We start from the raw sequence: 16,837 nt of genomic DNA, 5'->3' as shown, positions 1-16,837 counted from the left end.
TCATTTACCTAATCGAGATCGAAACCCGGATTTCAATCTCGGCTGGGCCAAGCATGGCGTCTGACATGCATCTATCCAGAACTCACCGAGCTTTGGCTATCACACGACATTATTGGCAGAAATTGAAGGCTAATACCCTCGGTCGACTCTTCGTATCCAACGGTGGCAAGAAGATAAGGCGTGAATTGGCTGCCTTTGGCACCCGGCCTCGCACCCCGAAGCTGAACATCGCTTTCGTCGCACATGTCTTCTACCTCGACCTGGTCGAAGAGATCATCGAGTTGCGTGGCGTTTTCGAACAGACCGTGCCGATCCATCTGACTGTTCCTCATGACAAGGCGGCGGAACTCGCAAAACGTCTTAGCGGCCTCGACGAGATCCATCTGCACCCTTGTGAAAACCGAGGTCGCGACATCGCACCTTTCTTGTCGCTACTCTCTGCGGGCGTCTTCGACACGTTCGACGCGGTGCTGAAGCTTCATACCAAGCGCAGCCCGCATCTGCTCGACGGCGATCTGCGACGCAAACTGCTTTTTGCTTCGCTATGTGGCGAGCGCTCCGCGACCTATCGCATGCTGCACGCGTTTGAAGAGCCCGAAACGGGATTGGTTGGGTGGAGAGACTGCTTCCGCACCGACCCCGTGTATTGGATGGCCAATCGGGATCGCGTCCTGACCATTGCAAGGACGATGAATGCGGAAGACGCTATGAGGCTCGGCTTTTTTGAGGGTTCGATGTTCTGGTTCAGGCCGAAGGCGCTCAAGCCGCTACGTGAGCTTCGGCTTCAGCCCGCTTCCTTCGAACCGGAGGCAGCCCAGCTCGATGGCACGCTACACCATGCCATCGAACGCTGCTTCACGATCGCGGCCTGGTCACGCGGCTATACGGTCCGTGACACCCGCGGGCGCGTCCTCTAGAACTCTCCACGCAGATGCGTTCGCGGGAGAAGTGCTGCGCATTCATCGATTGGTCCAGAAATCGGTCGCTCTGGGCAGGGCTATGTCCCGGCATTTGGTGTGGTCGAATGCGGAATATTGTGGAAGCGTCTAATCCGGATGTCCGAACGGACCGTGGCACGCTTGGCGGCTCTCCGCCGCCTGGCAGCGACATGTCGATCAAGCTCAACGCAGGGTGTGTATGCGACGTAGAACACTTATTCGACAGAGCGCGATCGCTTGGCCGATCATCCCTGGCCTGATTCGCATCGTGCGTTTGGCAGCCAGCTTCCGCTTCCCCGAACTCACAATCGAGCTCTTAGCCCAGTTTCGCTTCTGGCGTGCTCGGCGGCGTGTTGCGGCAAGCGGCATCTTTGACGCGCCCTTCTATCAAGCGCAGTTCGAAACGGCCCCTGCCGATCCTATATCTCATTATCTTCGTACCGCAGCGGAGGAAGGACGTTGGCCTCATCCGCTGTTCGATTCGGAATGGTATCTCGCGCAGAACGCGGATGTTAAAGCATCCGGCCTGAACCCCCTGCTCCACTACATCATGACCTGGCAAACAGAGGGCCGGCGCACCAATCCCTATTTTGATCCGCGATGGTATTTGACTGCAAACCCTGACGCGCGGGGATCCGGGCTCGACCCGCTTTCGCATTATTTGCGGATCGGCGCCGCCGAGGGAGCCGATCCGTCACCTGATTTCGCGACGCGCTGGTACGGTGAACAGAACGCAGACGATCTCCCCAAAGGGACCAATCCACTTGTGCACTTCCTTCATCACGGGCGTCACCAAGGCCTAGCCCCGTGTCTGCGATCGTTCCGCTTCGTTCACGGCAGGCCTGTCGAGGAGGCCCAGCTCTTCGGACCCGACCGTCTCCCCGCCCTTGGTAATGAGATCGCCCTGTTCGTCACGCACTCGCTGGACGGGCGGCTCAAGCCCCACCTGCGGACTTATCTGAGCGCACTGCACGCCGAAGGGATCAGCGTCATCCTGATCGTGGCGGCCGATCGCCCTCTCCAATCGACGGAGCCATGGCTGTCTTCATTAGTAACCTGCGTCTTCGTGCGTCAGAACATCGGCTATGATTTCGCAGCCTGGTCACATCTGTTGCGTCGGCATCGCGAGCTCGGCAATGCTGAAATCCTTTATCTGCTGAACGACAGCCTGATCGGTCCGGTGGATCAGGCCGCATTCGGGGACGTCATCCGCCGAATTCGTCTCAGCGGCGCCGATATCGTGGGCCTGACCGAAAATCGCGAGCGGGGATGGCACGTTCAGAGCTACTTCCTTGCCATCAAACGAGCCGCGCTCGTATCAGTTGCCTTCCATGAATTCATGCTGGACGTCGTTTCCTTCGCCGACAAGATGGACGTCATCGATACGTTCGAAGTAAAAATGGCCTCTCGCTTGCAGGCGGCCGGCCTCACGGTCGAGGTGCTGTTCCCGACCAACGCGCTCCACAACCCGACCTTGCACGATTGGAAGGGCCTGCTTACTCGCGGGTTTCCGTTCATCAAGGTCATGGCGATCCGCGACACCATTCAAGGCGTTGATAAGAACGGTTGGGAAGCGGCTCTCAGTGCCAAGGGTTATGATGTCTCGCTCGTGCACGCATTGCTACAGACTTGGCTTCAGCCGATTGTCGATGCTGACACCCCGTCAGAAGCGCTGCTCTCCGACCACACCGACATAGAAAGCGCCTCGGCGCCTAGGATCGGCTACTTCGGACCGCTGAATTACGACAATGGACTTGGCTTCGCGGCGCGTGGTTATGTGAGCGCGCTCATGCAGCGCAGGCTGCAACTCGGCGTATACAGCATCCACCGCCCGTTCAATGCGTATCGCCGCATGGTTCCATCAGTCGACTTCGCTGATTTCGATGGCGACTGTGACATCGCCATCATCCATCTGAACCCTGACGCTTGGGGCACTCTGCTGAACGAGCGTCAATTGCAGCTCATCGCCGCCGCCCGATCGCGCATTGGTCTGTTCGTGTGGGAATCGCGCACGATACCGGACTATCTCATCAAGGGCTTTCATCAGGTCGATCGTATCTGGGCGCCCAGCCGCTTTTGTGGGGAAAGCTACGCCGCCGTGACGGACAAGCCGATCGATATCGTGCCGCATGTCGTCGAACCCGTTTCTATGAGCGCGAGCGATCGAAGCATGGCTCAGATGGCCGCCCGCCTCGGCCTAGCCGGGTCCGACCGTCTGATTCTCTATGTGTTCGACGCTTCCAGCTATGTCGCCCGCAAAAACCCCCAAGGCCTTATACGCGCATTTGCGAAAAGCGGCTTGGCTCGCGAGGGCTGGAAGCTGCTCCTAAAGACGAAGAATCTTCGACAAAGTTCGCCTGACTGGCTCGAGCTCCAGCAATTGCTCGTTTATTCGGACAATGTCGTGCTAATCGATCAAAACATGTCGACCACGGAAATAGGTGTGTTGCTCGATCTTGCGGAAATCTACGCATCCAGCCATTGCTGCGAGGGTTTCGGGCTGACCATCGCTGAGGCTCTGGCACGTGGCAAGCGTGTCGTCGCGACGAATTATGGCGGCAGCTGCGACTTCCTAACTGAAGAAACCGGCTTTCCGGTCGAATTCCAGGAGTTCCGTCTATCCTCCGACATCGGGCCCTACCGCGCAGGCACAATCTGGGCGGCGGTTGACGAAGACCATTTTGCATTCTGTCTCGCCTCTGCGGCCCGTCTGAGCCGATCGAAACAGCGCGAGCTGGCGGGCGCCGCCCGTGCGATGGTTCGCGATACCTTATCGGCGAAAGCGGTGGCCTCACGCATGAACGCCAGCCTAATGCGGGCATGGTCCGAGCCACCAACCATCTACGCGATCTAGTCACCGGCTGCTGGAAATCCCGCATGTCGCCGTTCGCGCTCCAGTCGATCGCCCTCACCGATAGAGGCAACCAGGAAGTCCCGTGGACGATCGTCACGGAGCCATCGGACGAGTGGGTGGTGCTGGCGGACCGGGGCTGCCGCATCAATCCGAAGTTGAATCCGATGCTGATGCGGGCCGCCGCGACGAGGCCGGACATCACAATCTTCTTCGGCGACGAGGTCGTCGTCTCCGGCGAGGACTGCCAACATTTCCAGACCGTCCTCAAACCCGAGTTCGATCTGACGCAGCTCTTGGCGATCGACTATATTGGGTGGCCGCTGCTCGTTCAGGCGCGGGTTTTCGAGGCCGTTGCAACGCGGTGTGACGCTCGATCGGAGGCGTTCACTTACGAATTTCTGCTGAGGGCGGTTTCCGCCGGTCACGGTATCGGACGCATTCCGGATATTCTCAGCAGCAGAGGCGAACGCGTGCGACGCGCCACAGCGCACGCCAGGCAAGCGATCGCCGCCGCCTGGATGGCGGAAGTCGATGCCGAAAGCGAGATTGTTCCCGGCCAGGCTGCGGGAATTTCGCACATGTCGAGGCGCTTCGTTGACTATCCGCCTCTCAGCATCGTCGTGCCTGCCCCCGTGCAGGAAGGTCGCTTCGGCGCTTCAAAAATGCCCATCGTGCCGAGCTTCATCGAGGGCTTGGATGGAGATTCCTGGCCGGCTGACCGGCTCACGATCCTTGTGGAAAGCTATGGAGGAGACCACGGAGTTTGTCCGGATCCGCGCTGGCCGTTTGCCGTCGAACGCGTCGCCGTGGATGCCGGGAATGGGCGGGTGCAACGACTGAATGAACTTTGGCGCCGATCGAAAACCGACCATGTGATCTTCGTCGATAGCGACGCGGCCGCGCATGATCAGGATTGGCTGCGTGCGCTGATGAGTTTCGCGATGATCGACGATGTCGGAGCCGTCGGGGCACGGCTTCTCGATCGCAACGGCGCAGTTAAGCCGATCGGAATCGCAAGCGAAGATCAGAGGCGGGCCTTAGTTTCTCGGAATGCGGCCATGGTGGCAGGATTGGGCTTGTCTCTACCGGACGTTCAGCACGAATGCTCCATGGTGCCGGGCACGGTCCTCGCAACCCGCAGGAGTGTTTTGGAGCGGATCGGCGGGTTCGACGAACGCTTCGAGACCAACCTTTACGATCTCGACGCCTGTCTGAGGCTGAGAATGCTCGGATACCGGATCATACACACACCCGATGCCGAGCTGATAGTGAACGCGGATGCTGCGTTGGAGCATCGCTCGGGATCCGATATCAGCCTTTTCCTGCAGCGCTGGCGCGATTTTCTGAATGAAGATCCGGCCGGGCACCCCCGCCTGACGAACCAAGCGGCCATGGCGACGTCTGGGCATCATTTGCTGCCCGATTGGGCCAGGTCATCGCCTTAGGCGCGACAGGTGTTGGGCTTCGGTCTCTTCGAAGATGCCGCGGTCGGGGTCGACGGCTTCGCCGCGCCTGTTTGCAATTGACAAACGCCACCGTGCATCCGCAAAAGGGCCGGGCTCAAGGCAGTTCTATACCCTCATGGCCCGCCGCGAGCTCGCTACAGGACCTTCTCGATGGACGCTCACCTCCGCGCGCTTGAAGCGGAATCGATTCGAATTTTAAGGGAGGCTCGAGCTCTGTTTCAGCGTCCGGTGATGCTGTATTCGGTCGGCAAGGATTCATCCGTGCTGCTGCATCTGGCGAGGAAGGCTTTTGCCCCGACAGCGATTCCTCTGCCTCTCATGCATATCAACACGACCTTCAAGTTCCGGGAGATGATCTCGTTTCGGGACAACATCGTCGAAGCGGCCGGTGTGAAGCTGATCGAAGAGATCAACCAAGCTGCACTGGACGAAGGCATCAATCCCTTCGATCATGATGCGTCCCACTACACCGCGCTGATGAAGACCGTCCCGCTACGTCAGGCGATCGATCGTCACGGTTTCGACGTCGCGATCGGGGGAGCGCGGCGAGACGAGGAGCGGTCGAGATCAAAAGAGCGCGTGTTTTCGCTGCGAGAGCCGGGACATGTTTGGGATCCCCGCAATCAGCGGCCGGAATTCTTCAATCTCTACAACACCCAGCTCGAGCCGGGCGCGACCATGCGCTGCTTCCCGCTATCGAATTGGACCGAACTGGATATCTGGCGGTACATTCTGGCGGAGGGCATCGCGGTCGTCCCACTTTACTTCGCCCAGAAGCGCCCCGTCATTCGCAGGAATGGCCAACTCATCATGGTCGACGACGATCGCCTGCCCGTACGGGCGGAGGAGCGTGTCGAGGAGATGAAAGTGCGGTTTCGAACACTCGGCTGCTATCCGCTCACTGCCGCGATCGAATCCAGCGCAGAAACCCTCGAAGACATCATCGCCGAGCTGTTGGCCAGCAAGCGCTCCGAGCGGGTGGGTCGCATCATCGACCATGTCGGCTCTTCGATGGAAGACAAGAAGCGTGAGGGTTACTTCTGATGCTGCCGTCCCAGTCTTCGCAGGGGGCGGATCTGAAGCTGTCGACCCACGGCAGGGCGCGCTTGCGCCTCATGACCTGCGGGTCGGTGGACGATGGCAAGTCGACGTTGATCGGCCGGCTGCTGCTCGAATCCGGGGCTGTTTTCGAGGATCATCTCGAAGAGGCTCTGCGCTCCAGCGGTGGGGCTGATTTGGATTTGTCCTTCCTGGTCGATGGCCTCAAGAGCGAGCGTGAACAGGGCATCACGATCGACGTCGCCTATCGCTATTTTGCGACGCTGAAGCGGTCTTTTCTCATCGCCGACGCGCCCGGTCATGAGCAGTACACACGCAATCAGGCGGCGGCCGCGTCGCAAACGCAGCTAGCGGTAGTGCTGATCTCGGCCAAGGATGGCGTTCAGATCCAGACGCGTCGCCACCTCGCGATCGCCTCGCTGTTCGGCGTCAAAGATGTGGTCCTTGCGGTGAACAAGATCGACCTCGTCGATGATGCCAAGGCAAGGTTCGGCACCATTGTCGCCGAATTGCGCCAACTCGTCGGCGTGCTCTCCATGAACGTGGCGGCGGCAATCCCGATCTCAGCGAAACTCGGGGCCAATGTCGTGACGCTAAGCGAAACCACACCCTGGTATGCGGGCCCAACGCTACTGGACGTGCTCGAAAACTTTGAACCTACGCCTACGACATGCGGCGAGCGCACGATCCTGCCGATCAGCCTGACAGGGCGCTTCGAAGGCGGTGGCCGCGTCTCTTATGGTACGCTCGAAGCCGGCACAATTCGTGAAGGAGACGACCTCGTCTCAGAGCTTGGCCTGAGGGCGAAGGTGACGCGCCTTTGGCGTGCGGGCGAGATTAGCCCGATGGCGAAGGCCGGGGATCCTCTGGCGGTCGAGCTGCTGCCGCAGATCGACCTGGGGCGAGGCGCGGTTCTGACAAAAGCGGAGGGTGATCTGCCGCTGGCCACCCAGTTGCGCGGGCGCATGGTCTGGCTTTCACCGGAAGGGCCACAGCCGAACCGCGCCTATGATCTGCAGATCGGTACCGGCCGCAGCTCGGCGACCTTGACCCGCCTCGAAGGGGTGCTCAATCTCGACGCTTCGGCCGTGCTGACCCCGGCCGAAGAGGTGCAGCCAAACGATATCGCCATTGCGCGATTGAATTTGACGACTCCGCTCGTTGCCCTCAGCTTCGCCGAGAGCCGCGAGCTCGGGGCTTTCCTTCTCGTCGACCGCATGACGCGCAGGTCGGTCGCCGCCGGCGTCGTGCTCTCGATCGAGCGGCGCGCAGGCGACACTCCCTGGCAGTCCGTCGACGTCAAGCCCGCAGACCGGGCCCGGCTGATGGGACAGGTGCCCTTCGTCGTCTGGCTTACGGGCTTGTCCGGCGCCGGAAAAAGCACGATCGCCAATCTGCTGGACCGGCAGCTTCAGACCCGCGGTCGCCATTCCGCGATCCTCGATGGTGATAACCTGCGTCAAGGACTCAACGCCGATCTCGGCTTTACGGATGCAGACCGCACGGAGAATACCCGGCGCGTTGGTGAGGTCGCCGCGCTGATGGCCGATGCAGGCTTGGTGGTGATCGTTTCGCTGATCTCGCCCTTTCAACGCGATCGGGATGCTGCGCGAGTGGCAGTAGGGCCCGAGCGTTTCCTCGAGGTGTTCGTCGACGCGCCGCTTGAGATCTGCCAGCAGCGTGATCCGAAGGGTATGTATGCTCGAGCCAAAAGTGGGAATCTGCCGCGCTTCACCGGCATCGGCGCTGATTATGAGGCACCTGTCGAGCCTGACGTTCACCTGCGAACCGACCAGGCCGATCCGAACGAGGGAGTATCGACGATTTTGGCAGTGCTTCGGAAGCGTGGCCTGCCTATCTAACAGTCGCTGAGCCTGGCGAGCCGGTGCCTCGCTCCGCCGCTTGGCGCACCAAGTTGCACGGTCGCCGCAGTTCATGGCAACAGCACAGACAATGCGCCAGCTACGCGAGCCGGCAACGAAGAAACGGGAGAATAGGGTGACCGGAAAGACTGCGGTGCTGATCACCGGCATGCATCGGAGCGGCACCTCCGCATTGGCGCGTTGTGTCTCGCTTCTAGGAGCAAAACTCCCGGACATGCTCGTCCCTGCCAATGCGGGAAACCCGGAAGGGCATTGGGAACCCAAAGCCGTCGTCGATCTGAACGACCGGATGCTCGCGGACGCCGGATCCGAAGTCTATTCGATGATTGATTTTGGTCGCGCTTGGTTCGACTCGGCTCGTGCTCAGCTTTTTCGCGAGGAAGCCGCCAAGCTTGTCGAAAGCGCCTATGACGGCGACCCTTTCATCATCATCAAGGATCCGAGGACGGCTCTTCTGCTGCCCATTTGGGAAGATGCGCTGCGTCGATTGGACTATCGGGTGGTCCATATCCTACCACTGCGATCACCAGCTGAGGTCGCAGACTCGCTGAGGCGGCGGCATCTCAAGGATTTCCCCTATGACGGATGGGCTGCTCCGCGCGGCGAATTCGTCTGGATGCGCTATACCTTGTCGGCTGTGCAGGGGACCCGCCCGTCGCCGCGGGCTTTCGTCAGGTACGAGGACCTGCTCGCCGATTGGCGTCGCGAGATGCGCCGCGTCGCGCAGGAAACAAATATTACGTGGCCGAGGCTGGGATCGATCGAGGCCGAGCGTGCGATCGACGGTTTTCTCCATGGGCCCGAAGCTGGTCCGGTCCATCGTGATGCGATCGGCGATGGAGAAGCGCTTTCGTCAGTCACGCCGAGCCAGCTGGCGGAGCGGTTTTACCGGACCCTGTCGGAACGGGGCGATGACCAGCAAGCGACCGACGCCATCGCCTCCGAGTTCGCGACCCGAACCACAAGGATGGGCGAGCTCCTGGCTGCGTTCGAGGCAATGTATCCGGTCGTCTGGCGCTATTACGAGGAGTCGACGCGCGCCGCGGCGCAGATCGAGTCGGCTCGACGGACGGAAGCCGGGATGCATCAGGCCATCCAGGCTCTCTGGACCAAGCTGAACGAGCATGTCGACGACAAAGGCGCATTGCGACAACTGCTCGATTCGACCAGCGAACGTGCACGAAGCTTCGAACAGCACGCCATCTCCTTCGATTTCGAGCGCGAGGAGCTTAAAAAGCTCATCGCCGAATTGCGGAATCTCTACGATCACGAGGTCGCGGTTCGGCGCGACGCGGAGGAAGGGCGCGAAGCGCTGCGCGATCATGCCGCGGCGCTGCATCGCCAGCTCGAGCAAGCCGAGCAGGACCGCGAGGCGCTTCGCAATCATGCCGCCGAGGTGCATCGCCAGCTCGATGAGCGCAGTGTGGAATGCGAGAATGCTCATCAGGCACTCCGCGGGATCCACCGGTCCTTGGCTTGGCGACTGAGCGCTCCGCTCCGGGCCGTGGCGCGGCTCACAAGAGCAGTCTCGGGACGCGCCCGATGAGGATTGCACTCGTTGCCAGCGAGATTCTCGGCGCCTACAAGAATGGCGGCATCGGCACTGCGACGTCCCATCTCGCTTGCCATCTGGCGCGATCCGGTTTCGACATTGCCGTCATTTATACGGGCGCCGCGCCGGTCGACTATGCTCATCCCTGGTTGAAGCGACTCCACACTGCCGGGGTGAAGGTTACGCATCTTCACTATGCGGGGATCGAAGTTTATCCTGAGTGGCTTCGCGAAAGCACGGTGATCTTCGATTATCTGCGGCACGAGACCTTCGACCTCGTTCTTTTCCAGGATTGGGAGGGTAGCGGCTTCGCTTCGGTCATCGCTAGGCAATGCGGTGTCGCTCTGGGCGGGACGCGGTTGGGGGTGATCGCTCACGGCCCCACAGAATGGCTACTCGACGCCAACAGGACAGCAGCCCGAAGCCAGCGCACACTCGCCCAACTGCACATGGAGCGAAGTGTGTTCCTCGGTGCGGACGACGTCATCTGCCCGTCCGAGCATATGCGAAGCTTCGTGACCGCTCATTTCGACCGGCCGACTGGCGCCCCACAGGCTTTGCCGCTCTATCTGTGGTCCGATCCCGAGAGTGATCGGGTGGCTCGGCGCGAACGGCCACTGGATCAGGTGCGGAGACTGGGCTTTTTCGGCCGGCTCGAAGAGCGCAAAGGCATCGAGATTTTTCTGAATGCCATCGTCGACGAGACGCTGGCTTTCAAGGATTTCGACGTTATGTTCGTCGGAAAGGCGGCATCTCGCCGTCGCGAGGACATCCAAGCTTTCGTCGATGCCCGGCGTCCGTGGCTGGGGTCTCGCTTGGCGTTTTTCGAAGACCTCGATACCGACTCGGCGCAGGCACTGCTCGTCGAACGCGATTGTCTGGCCGTCATTCCCTCGCTGATAGACAATGCGCCCTGTGTCATCTCGGAATGCCTGAGGCGCAACATTCCTTTCCTTTCCACGCGCGCTGGCGGCATCCCCGAGCTCGTCGCGCCGACCGATCGCGACCGCGTGCTCGTGGAACCGACTGCCCGCGCTCTTGCCGCAAGGCTGGCGACATCGCTCGGTCAACCTTACGCCGCGGCCTCTCCCTCCTATGACGAAGCCGATATCGGCACTCGTTGGATCGAGTGGGTGGAAGCGCGTCGACCGGTTCCGCTGACCGTCGATACCACCGGTCAAAATCCGGGCGGCTCCGTAGAAGTTGCATTGCCTGCAACGGTGGCCGATATCGAGAGCCCTATCGTCAGCGTCGTGGTCACCCATTACGAACGACCTGCGCTGGTCCGCGAAACGCTGCGCTCTCTTGCTGTGCAGAGCTTTCGCGACTTCGAAGTGCTGCTGGTCGATGACGGCAGCCCTTCGCCGGAGGCGCAGAACGGTCTGACGGCCCTGGCGAATGAGCTCTGGCCTTTCGAGCTCAAACTCATCAGGCAGGCTAACGCTTATCTTGGCGCGGCTCGCAACACCGGCATCGCGGCGGCGCGTGCGCCCTTCGTAATCTTCATGGACGACGACAACATCGCGTTTCCCACTATGATTGAGACGCTGGTCCGAGCCATCGAGCGGGCGCAGGCGGATATCGTCACGAGCCAGATGCTCATCTTCAGGGAACCGACCGGCCAACCCGATCTCGATCTGGTCGATGGCGGCGAGCGCTGGGCTTTCACCGGGGGGCCGGCCGAACTCGGACTGTCGATCAATTGCTATGGCGATGCGACCGGCATCTATCGCTGCGACGTCTTCGAGCGGATCGGTCGCTTCCATGAATGGCACGGGATCGGCCATGAGGACTGGCATCTGCATGCGCGGGCCAACCTTGCAGGCTTGCAGCAGCTGTCTCTGCCCGTTCCTCTGTTCTGGTACCGACGGGTGCAGACTGGAATGCTAAACAGTACCGACCGCTACGCCAATAATCGCATCATCTGGGATCTCTATCGACAGTCGCTGCCGGCCAATCTTTCGCGCCTCGTCGACCTCGCGATCCGCAACGACCTCGTGCCCTGAGCGCCCGAAAGGACTAGCGATGAAGCTTTCTCCGGAGGATGCGAACTGGTTCGCGCAGGTTCAGGGCGAGTGGATGCGGCGGGTGAAGCCGCATCAGGAACCACTGGGCCGCCACGTCTTCGACGTTCCGCCCAAGCTGGAGCAGTCGGCGGTGGAAGGTGCGACGCTCTACGCCGACCGCGTCGAGGCGATGAGAAGTCTTCCACGCGGCGGTTGCGTCGCAGAGGTCGGCACTCAGACCGGCTGGTTCGCGGAGCGCATCGTTGATTACCTCCAACCGCGTGAGCTGCATCTCTTCGACCTGTCGTTCGATCTTCTCGACGCGCAGCGCCCCGCTCTCCGGGCAAGACCCGAGGTTGTCATCCACCACGGCGACTCGTCTCAGCAACTGGCCCTGCTCCCGGACGGGCATTTCGACTGGATCTACGTCGACGGCGATCACGGACTCGAGGGCGTCAAGCGCGATGCCGCCGTCGCCCTCCACAAGATCAAGCGGGACGGCGTTCTCGTTTTCAACGATTATACGCCGTGGAGCATCATGGAATTAGCCGATTACGGCGTGATGCCGGTCGTGAATGGGCTGCTTTCCAGCGGCGAGTGGCGGGTGCGCTATTTGGCGCTACACCCCCATATGTATTGCGATATCGCCATTGCGCGCCGCTAACAGTGATCCCGGCTCCTCGTTCGGATTACAGCACGAGGTATTTTCACCGAGGCGACGCATCGCGCTCAAGGAGAGCCAGGCGCTTAAGACATCAATCATGACGGATATGCAGCGCCCCGACTGACATCAACCGGACCGCCGTCTTCCCTTTTTCTTCATGGCCCGCTATCGCTGCCGGCAACAAATGGATTTCTCGGCGCCCATGCGTGTTCTGTTTCTCGACACCAAACCGAATAACCCGAATCGCTATATCGCGAAGGCGGCATTCTCGGCTCTGAAAGAGAACGATCACGTCAGCGAGGCCGTCTGGGTCGAGTATGGCAACGCACTGATCCAGGCGCGGGAGCAGGACTTCGATGCCTTCATCGCTTTCGATGGAGAAGAGGCTGATAATTTCGTCGTTCGAAACCTGGCCGAGCTGATTCCACGCTCAGCCATTTGGTTTACAGAAGATCCATACGAGACTTATCGCAACACCAAGGTGACGACGTCCTTCGATCTCGCCTTTTCGAACGATCGGGCCTCCGTTCAAGCCTATGGTCCTAAGGGGCGATATCTGCCGCTCGGTGCCGATCCTGGCATGTTTCGTGCGATCAATGTTGCGGAAGCCTCTCACGATATCTTCTTCGCGGGAACGGCTTGGCCCAATCGCCTCGATTTTCTGAGGAAACTGCGGATCGCCCGGCCATCTCTGCGGCTCAACCTCGCGCTCGTCTCGAACGCAGCCCTGTCCGAGCACGTCGCAGCATACGCCGACGAGTTTTCGTTCGGGCGTGGCCTCGCCATGCGCGATTTCTGCAGCGCGGCGAACCGCGCTAGACTTACGCTGACGCTGCCGCGGGCCTTTTCGACCGATCCCGACAATCCCACAGCTGCGAGCGACACGCCAGGGCCGCGCTTTTTCGAAGTCGCCCTGGCAGGTTCGACGCAACTCGTCGACCGCTCCATCGCCGCAACGGCCGCCGATTTTCTGCCGTCAACTGCGTTTCTGGCGTATGACGATTTCGATCAATGTCTCGGCTTGATCGATCGAACGCTCGCTGACGAGGACTCGCTCCACCGGATCGCGGCTGAGGCGCAGAACGTGACCCTTGAGCGTCACCTCTACGCCAATCGCATCGCCGCAATCGTCGATGAGCTCATTGCCTTGGAGCCTCGGCCCCGCCGTGAGTCCCATGCGCAGCCCAAGATCCTCATCATCAGCCATAACTCGGTCGCGCAAGGCTGGTTTGGCGGTTCGGAGATCTACGCCGACCATCTGCTGACCGGCCTCGACGCGGACGTCGCGATGATGGCGCCCGTTGTCAGCGAATACGGGATCACCGAGTACCGGGTTACCGATCGAACCGGTGCGGAGATCGATCGGGTGGTCATCGATCAGCCGGTCTTGCAAGGCGATCTCGTGCATGAAGGATTTGAACAAGAATTCCAGGCTTTGCTAGCTCGGCACGCATTCGATGTCGTTCATGTGAACCATCTAATTCGCTATCCGGTTTCATCGCTGGCGTTCGCGAAAGCTTCAGGCGCAAAGGTCACTTTCAGCCTGCATGACTATTATCTTGCCTGCGAAAACTTCACGCTGCTCGGCTTCGAGGGGCGTTATTGCGATATTCCCAACAGGCCGCCTGCAACCTGCACCATTTGCCTGTCCCGGATGCGCGATTTCCCTATGGTCCAGCAGGCCCCCCGCCTGCGCATGATGCGTGAGATGAGTCACCATATTGATCGGGTCCTGTACGGTTCCGAGGCGAGCTGGTCGATCTTCTCGGCCCTTTTTCCTCATCTGCAGGATCGTGGACAGCTTCTTGCCCCACCCGTGTCGGTTCCGCCGCAGCCGGCGAACAGGACCGGTCCGAAGCGACTGCGCGTTGCGGTTCTCGGCAACTTCAGCAGCGTCAAAGGGGCAGATACGTTGCTGAAAGTATTTGAGGGCGCGCATGCACTCGACATCAGCTTCGACATCTTCGGCCGCGTCGACAGCGAATATCTGCCTGCCCTGGCGCGAATACAAAGCGTTGAGATCAAGCAGCACGGGATCTTCCCACCCGGGAAACCGCCATCGGAAATTTATGACTGCTGCGTCGCCTTGATCCTGTCGCCATGGCCCGAAACATACTGCATGACCTTGTCGGAACTACAGATGATGGGAATCGTGCCGATCACGACGGATATCGGTGGCCAGGGCGAGCGCGTTCGGCACGAGGTCGACGGGCTGAAGGTCCCGATCAGCGATCCGTCTGCAGTTATCCTCGCTCTAAGGCGGCTCTCGGCCAATCCTCAGGATATCGACCGGATGGCTGCCGCGCTCAGGAAGCTCTCTTACGACGGTCCCGCAGCCTTCGCCGCCAAAGCGGACAGCATCTTTGCAGACGTCGTCGGCTCTGCAGCGCGTTTGACGCCAAGCCAGACGGGTCATCGTGTCTTCAGGTCCGATGAGATTGGCATCTTTCTAGCCGCAAAGCGGTTCATCACGCCTAATCGCGTGACGATCGCGAGAGAACCGATCGTGGCCGACAATCTCATGACGGTTGCGAATGCCGTCGCACCCCATATCGCCCATGGCTGGCGAGACCGAATGAGTTTTTCCCGCGTTCTCATGGGACGGTTCACGCGGATAGCCCGCGAGGACGGAACGATGGCCGCATTCCGTCGTTCTGCCGCCTGGGCGCGATTCTGGTTCATTAGACGGGTGCGCCGTCGGTAATGGGTTTGGGAAGCCCTCAGCGCGCTTGCAATGACATTTGTTGCGCAGCCCGCAGAACGAAGGCGCACGCCGCACGATTCCGACTGGAGTGTCGACTTTGAAGACGTTGAAGCGAGCACTGATCGTCGGGGGAGCGTCCGACGAGTTGAACACGAACAGCATTCTGCGCCAATTCGTTGCGGAGGGGATGCAGACCGCTTTCCCCGAGGCGCTCATCGTCGAATGCGGCCCCGATCGTGCCCGCGATCACGTCCGAAATTTGTTGCCGGAGCTGGTGCTCATCTTCGGCTCGATCATGCTCGACGACGTCGATCATCTTCCTGCCGTGGAGACCGCGCGGCGGGCGGGCGGGCGGATCGCGTTCTGGCTTCACGACGATCCCTACGAATTCGATTCCGCGTATCGCGCCTTGCCGATGGCCGATGTGATCTTCACCAACGAAGTCGCATGCCTTGACTTCTATCCAGCTTCAGTCCCGACGCATCATTTGCCGCTGGGCGCGTCGATCACGCGTCATTTCAGGCCCGTTGGCTACAGATCGGGCGCCGATCTGTTCTTTTGCGGCCATATGTACCCCAACAGGCAAGACGTTCTTTCTGGGATCGAGTCCTTAAGCGAACTCGACGCAATGAACATCGTCTTCTGCGGATCGTCAGATTCGCCGATAGTCAGCCCTCATTGGACGGGTCTCAGGCTCAGCAATGCCGCCCTCGCGGACTTCAACAATACGTCGCTGTCTGTTCTAAACGTTGGCAGAGAGCTGGATCTGGCGAATGCACGCTTCGATGTGAAACCGGCAACGCCTGGTCCGCGGACATTCGAGGCGGCCATGTCGGGAGCAACGCAGATATTCTTCGGCCCCGGCCACGAGATCGAGCGCTACTTTGAACCCGGACACGAATGCCTGCGTGCGTTGAGCCATGAAGAGCTTGTCGACCATGTCGCGCGCTTGAAAAGGGAGCCTACTACCAGCATCGCGATCGGTAGCGCTGCCCAGGCGCGCGCTCGGCGCGACCACAGCTATGCCGACCGCGCGAAGATCCTCGTTTCGCACGTCTAAGTAAGAGCAGAGTTCTGGAGATTGCCATGCTCGTCCGAAATCGCTTTCCGGAATTTCAGCTGGAGACTATCCGAGCCGCTTGGGTGGGCAGAGCAAACCTTTAATGATGAGATTTGTGCGCGGGTCTGCGGAGATGGCGCTTTTGATATCTGCTTCCGTTAGGCTTTCCGAGATGGAGAGCGACGATGGCGCATCGGTCGATCGGCCAGGAGCAGCTTGGCTTTGTGATCGGCGCGCGGAGCGTGTCGTCGCTGGACGAGCTCGACGGCCTGATTGATTGAAATCCTGTCGCGGAGTTGCTCAGGCCGCTCTATTCGGCGACGAAGGGTGAGTTGGCCCGGCCTCCCCTGGCAATGTTCAAGACCCTGCTGCTGTCGGTCTGGTACGATCTGTCCGATATTGAAGCTGGCCGAGGCGCTCGATGACCGCGCCTCGTTCCGCCGCTTTTGCGGGTTCTCGCGCTCCGAGGCGCCCCCGGAGCGCACTGCCTTCGTGCGCTATCGTGGAAAGCTGGTTGAGCACAAGCTCGGACCTTGTTCGAGACTGCGACAGCCCAGCTCAAGGCCAGGGCGGTCACGGTCAAGACCGGCACGATGGTTGATGCCACGGTCATCGCCTGTGCGAGCGAGGAGGACAATGATGGCCGATGGG

The 16,837-nt window shown here is 60.5% G+C and carries 10 protein-coding genes; all 10 read left to right on the top strand.

Annotation, left to right across the window (positions count from 1 at the left end):
* The first annotated feature begins 53 nt into the window (after positions 1-53).
* The 10 genes from BMZ69_RS28810 (at position 54) to BMZ69_RS28770 (ending at position 16,186) form a co-directional block, all read left to right on the top strand.
* Entirely contained in the window at positions 54-917 is an 864-nt protein-coding gene (locus BMZ69_RS28810; protein ID WP_139219285.1) for a rhamnan synthesis F family protein, read from the top strand.
* A gap of 289 nt (positions 918-1,206) precedes the next feature.
* The gene (locus BMZ69_RS28805; protein WP_175507029.1) at positions 1,207-3,792 is read left to right on the top strand and encodes a rhamnan synthesis F family protein; all 2,586 of its coding nucleotides are present in this window, start codon (positions 1,207-1,209) and stop codon (positions 3,790-3,792) included.
* 23 nt (positions 3,793-3,815) lie between these two features.
* Positions 3,816-5,237 (top strand): glycosyltransferase, encoded by a 1,422-nt coding sequence (locus tag BMZ69_RS28800; RefSeq protein WP_175507028.1) that lies wholly within the window; start codon positions 3,816-3,818, stop codon positions 5,235-5,237.
* Between the two features lie 96 nt (positions 5,238-5,333).
* On the top strand, positions 5,334-6,302 hold the full coding sequence (gene cysD / locus BMZ69_RS28795) for a sulfate adenylyltransferase subunit CysD (protein WP_280142135.1): 969 nt from the start codon (positions 5,334-5,336) through the stop codon (positions 6,300-6,302).
* Entirely contained in the window at positions 6,302-8,179 is a 1,878-nt protein-coding gene (cysC, locus tag BMZ69_RS28790; protein WP_092163399.1) for an adenylyl-sulfate kinase, read from the top strand. Before cysD ends, cysC begins: the two co-directional genes overlap by 1 nt.
* A 136-nt stretch (positions 8,180-8,315) precedes the next feature.
* On the top strand, positions 8,316-9,746 hold the full coding sequence (locus BMZ69_RS31380; RefSeq protein ID WP_139219283.1) for a sulfotransferase family protein: 1,431 nt from the start codon (positions 8,316-8,318) through the stop codon (positions 9,744-9,746).
* Positions 9,743-11,758: a glycosyltransferase gene (locus BMZ69_RS28785; protein WP_175507027.1), complete on the top strand. Its 2,016-nt coding sequence runs from the start codon at positions 9,743-9,745 to the stop codon at positions 11,756-11,758. Before BMZ69_RS31380 ends, BMZ69_RS28785 begins: the two co-directional genes overlap by 4 nt.
* Before the next feature lie 19 nt (positions 11,759-11,777).
* Positions 11,778-12,422 (top strand): class I SAM-dependent methyltransferase, encoded by a 645-nt coding sequence (locus BMZ69_RS28780; RefSeq protein ID WP_139219281.1) that lies wholly within the window; start codon positions 11,778-11,780, stop codon positions 12,420-12,422.
* 202 nt (positions 12,423-12,624) lie between these two features.
* Complete coding sequence (locus tag BMZ69_RS28775; RefSeq protein WP_175507026.1) at positions 12,625-15,126, top strand: glycosyltransferase family protein; 2,502 nt, start codon at positions 12,625-12,627, stop codon at positions 15,124-15,126.
* Between the two features lie 97 nt (positions 15,127-15,223).
* On the top strand, positions 15,224-16,186 hold the full coding sequence (locus BMZ69_RS28770; RefSeq protein WP_139219279.1) for a CgeB family protein: 963 nt from the start codon (positions 15,224-15,226) through the stop codon (positions 16,184-16,186).
* Positions 16,187-16,837 lie beyond the last annotated feature (651 nt).

It is taken from the genome of Allobosea sp. CRIB-10 (genome assembly GCF_900112185.1).
Taxonomy (GTDB): domain Bacteria; phylum Pseudomonadota; class Alphaproteobacteria; order Rhizobiales; family Beijerinckiaceae; genus Allobosea.
The sequence above is the reverse complement of the archived record's forward strand: the minus strand, read 5'-3'. Positions and strand labels throughout refer to the sequence as shown.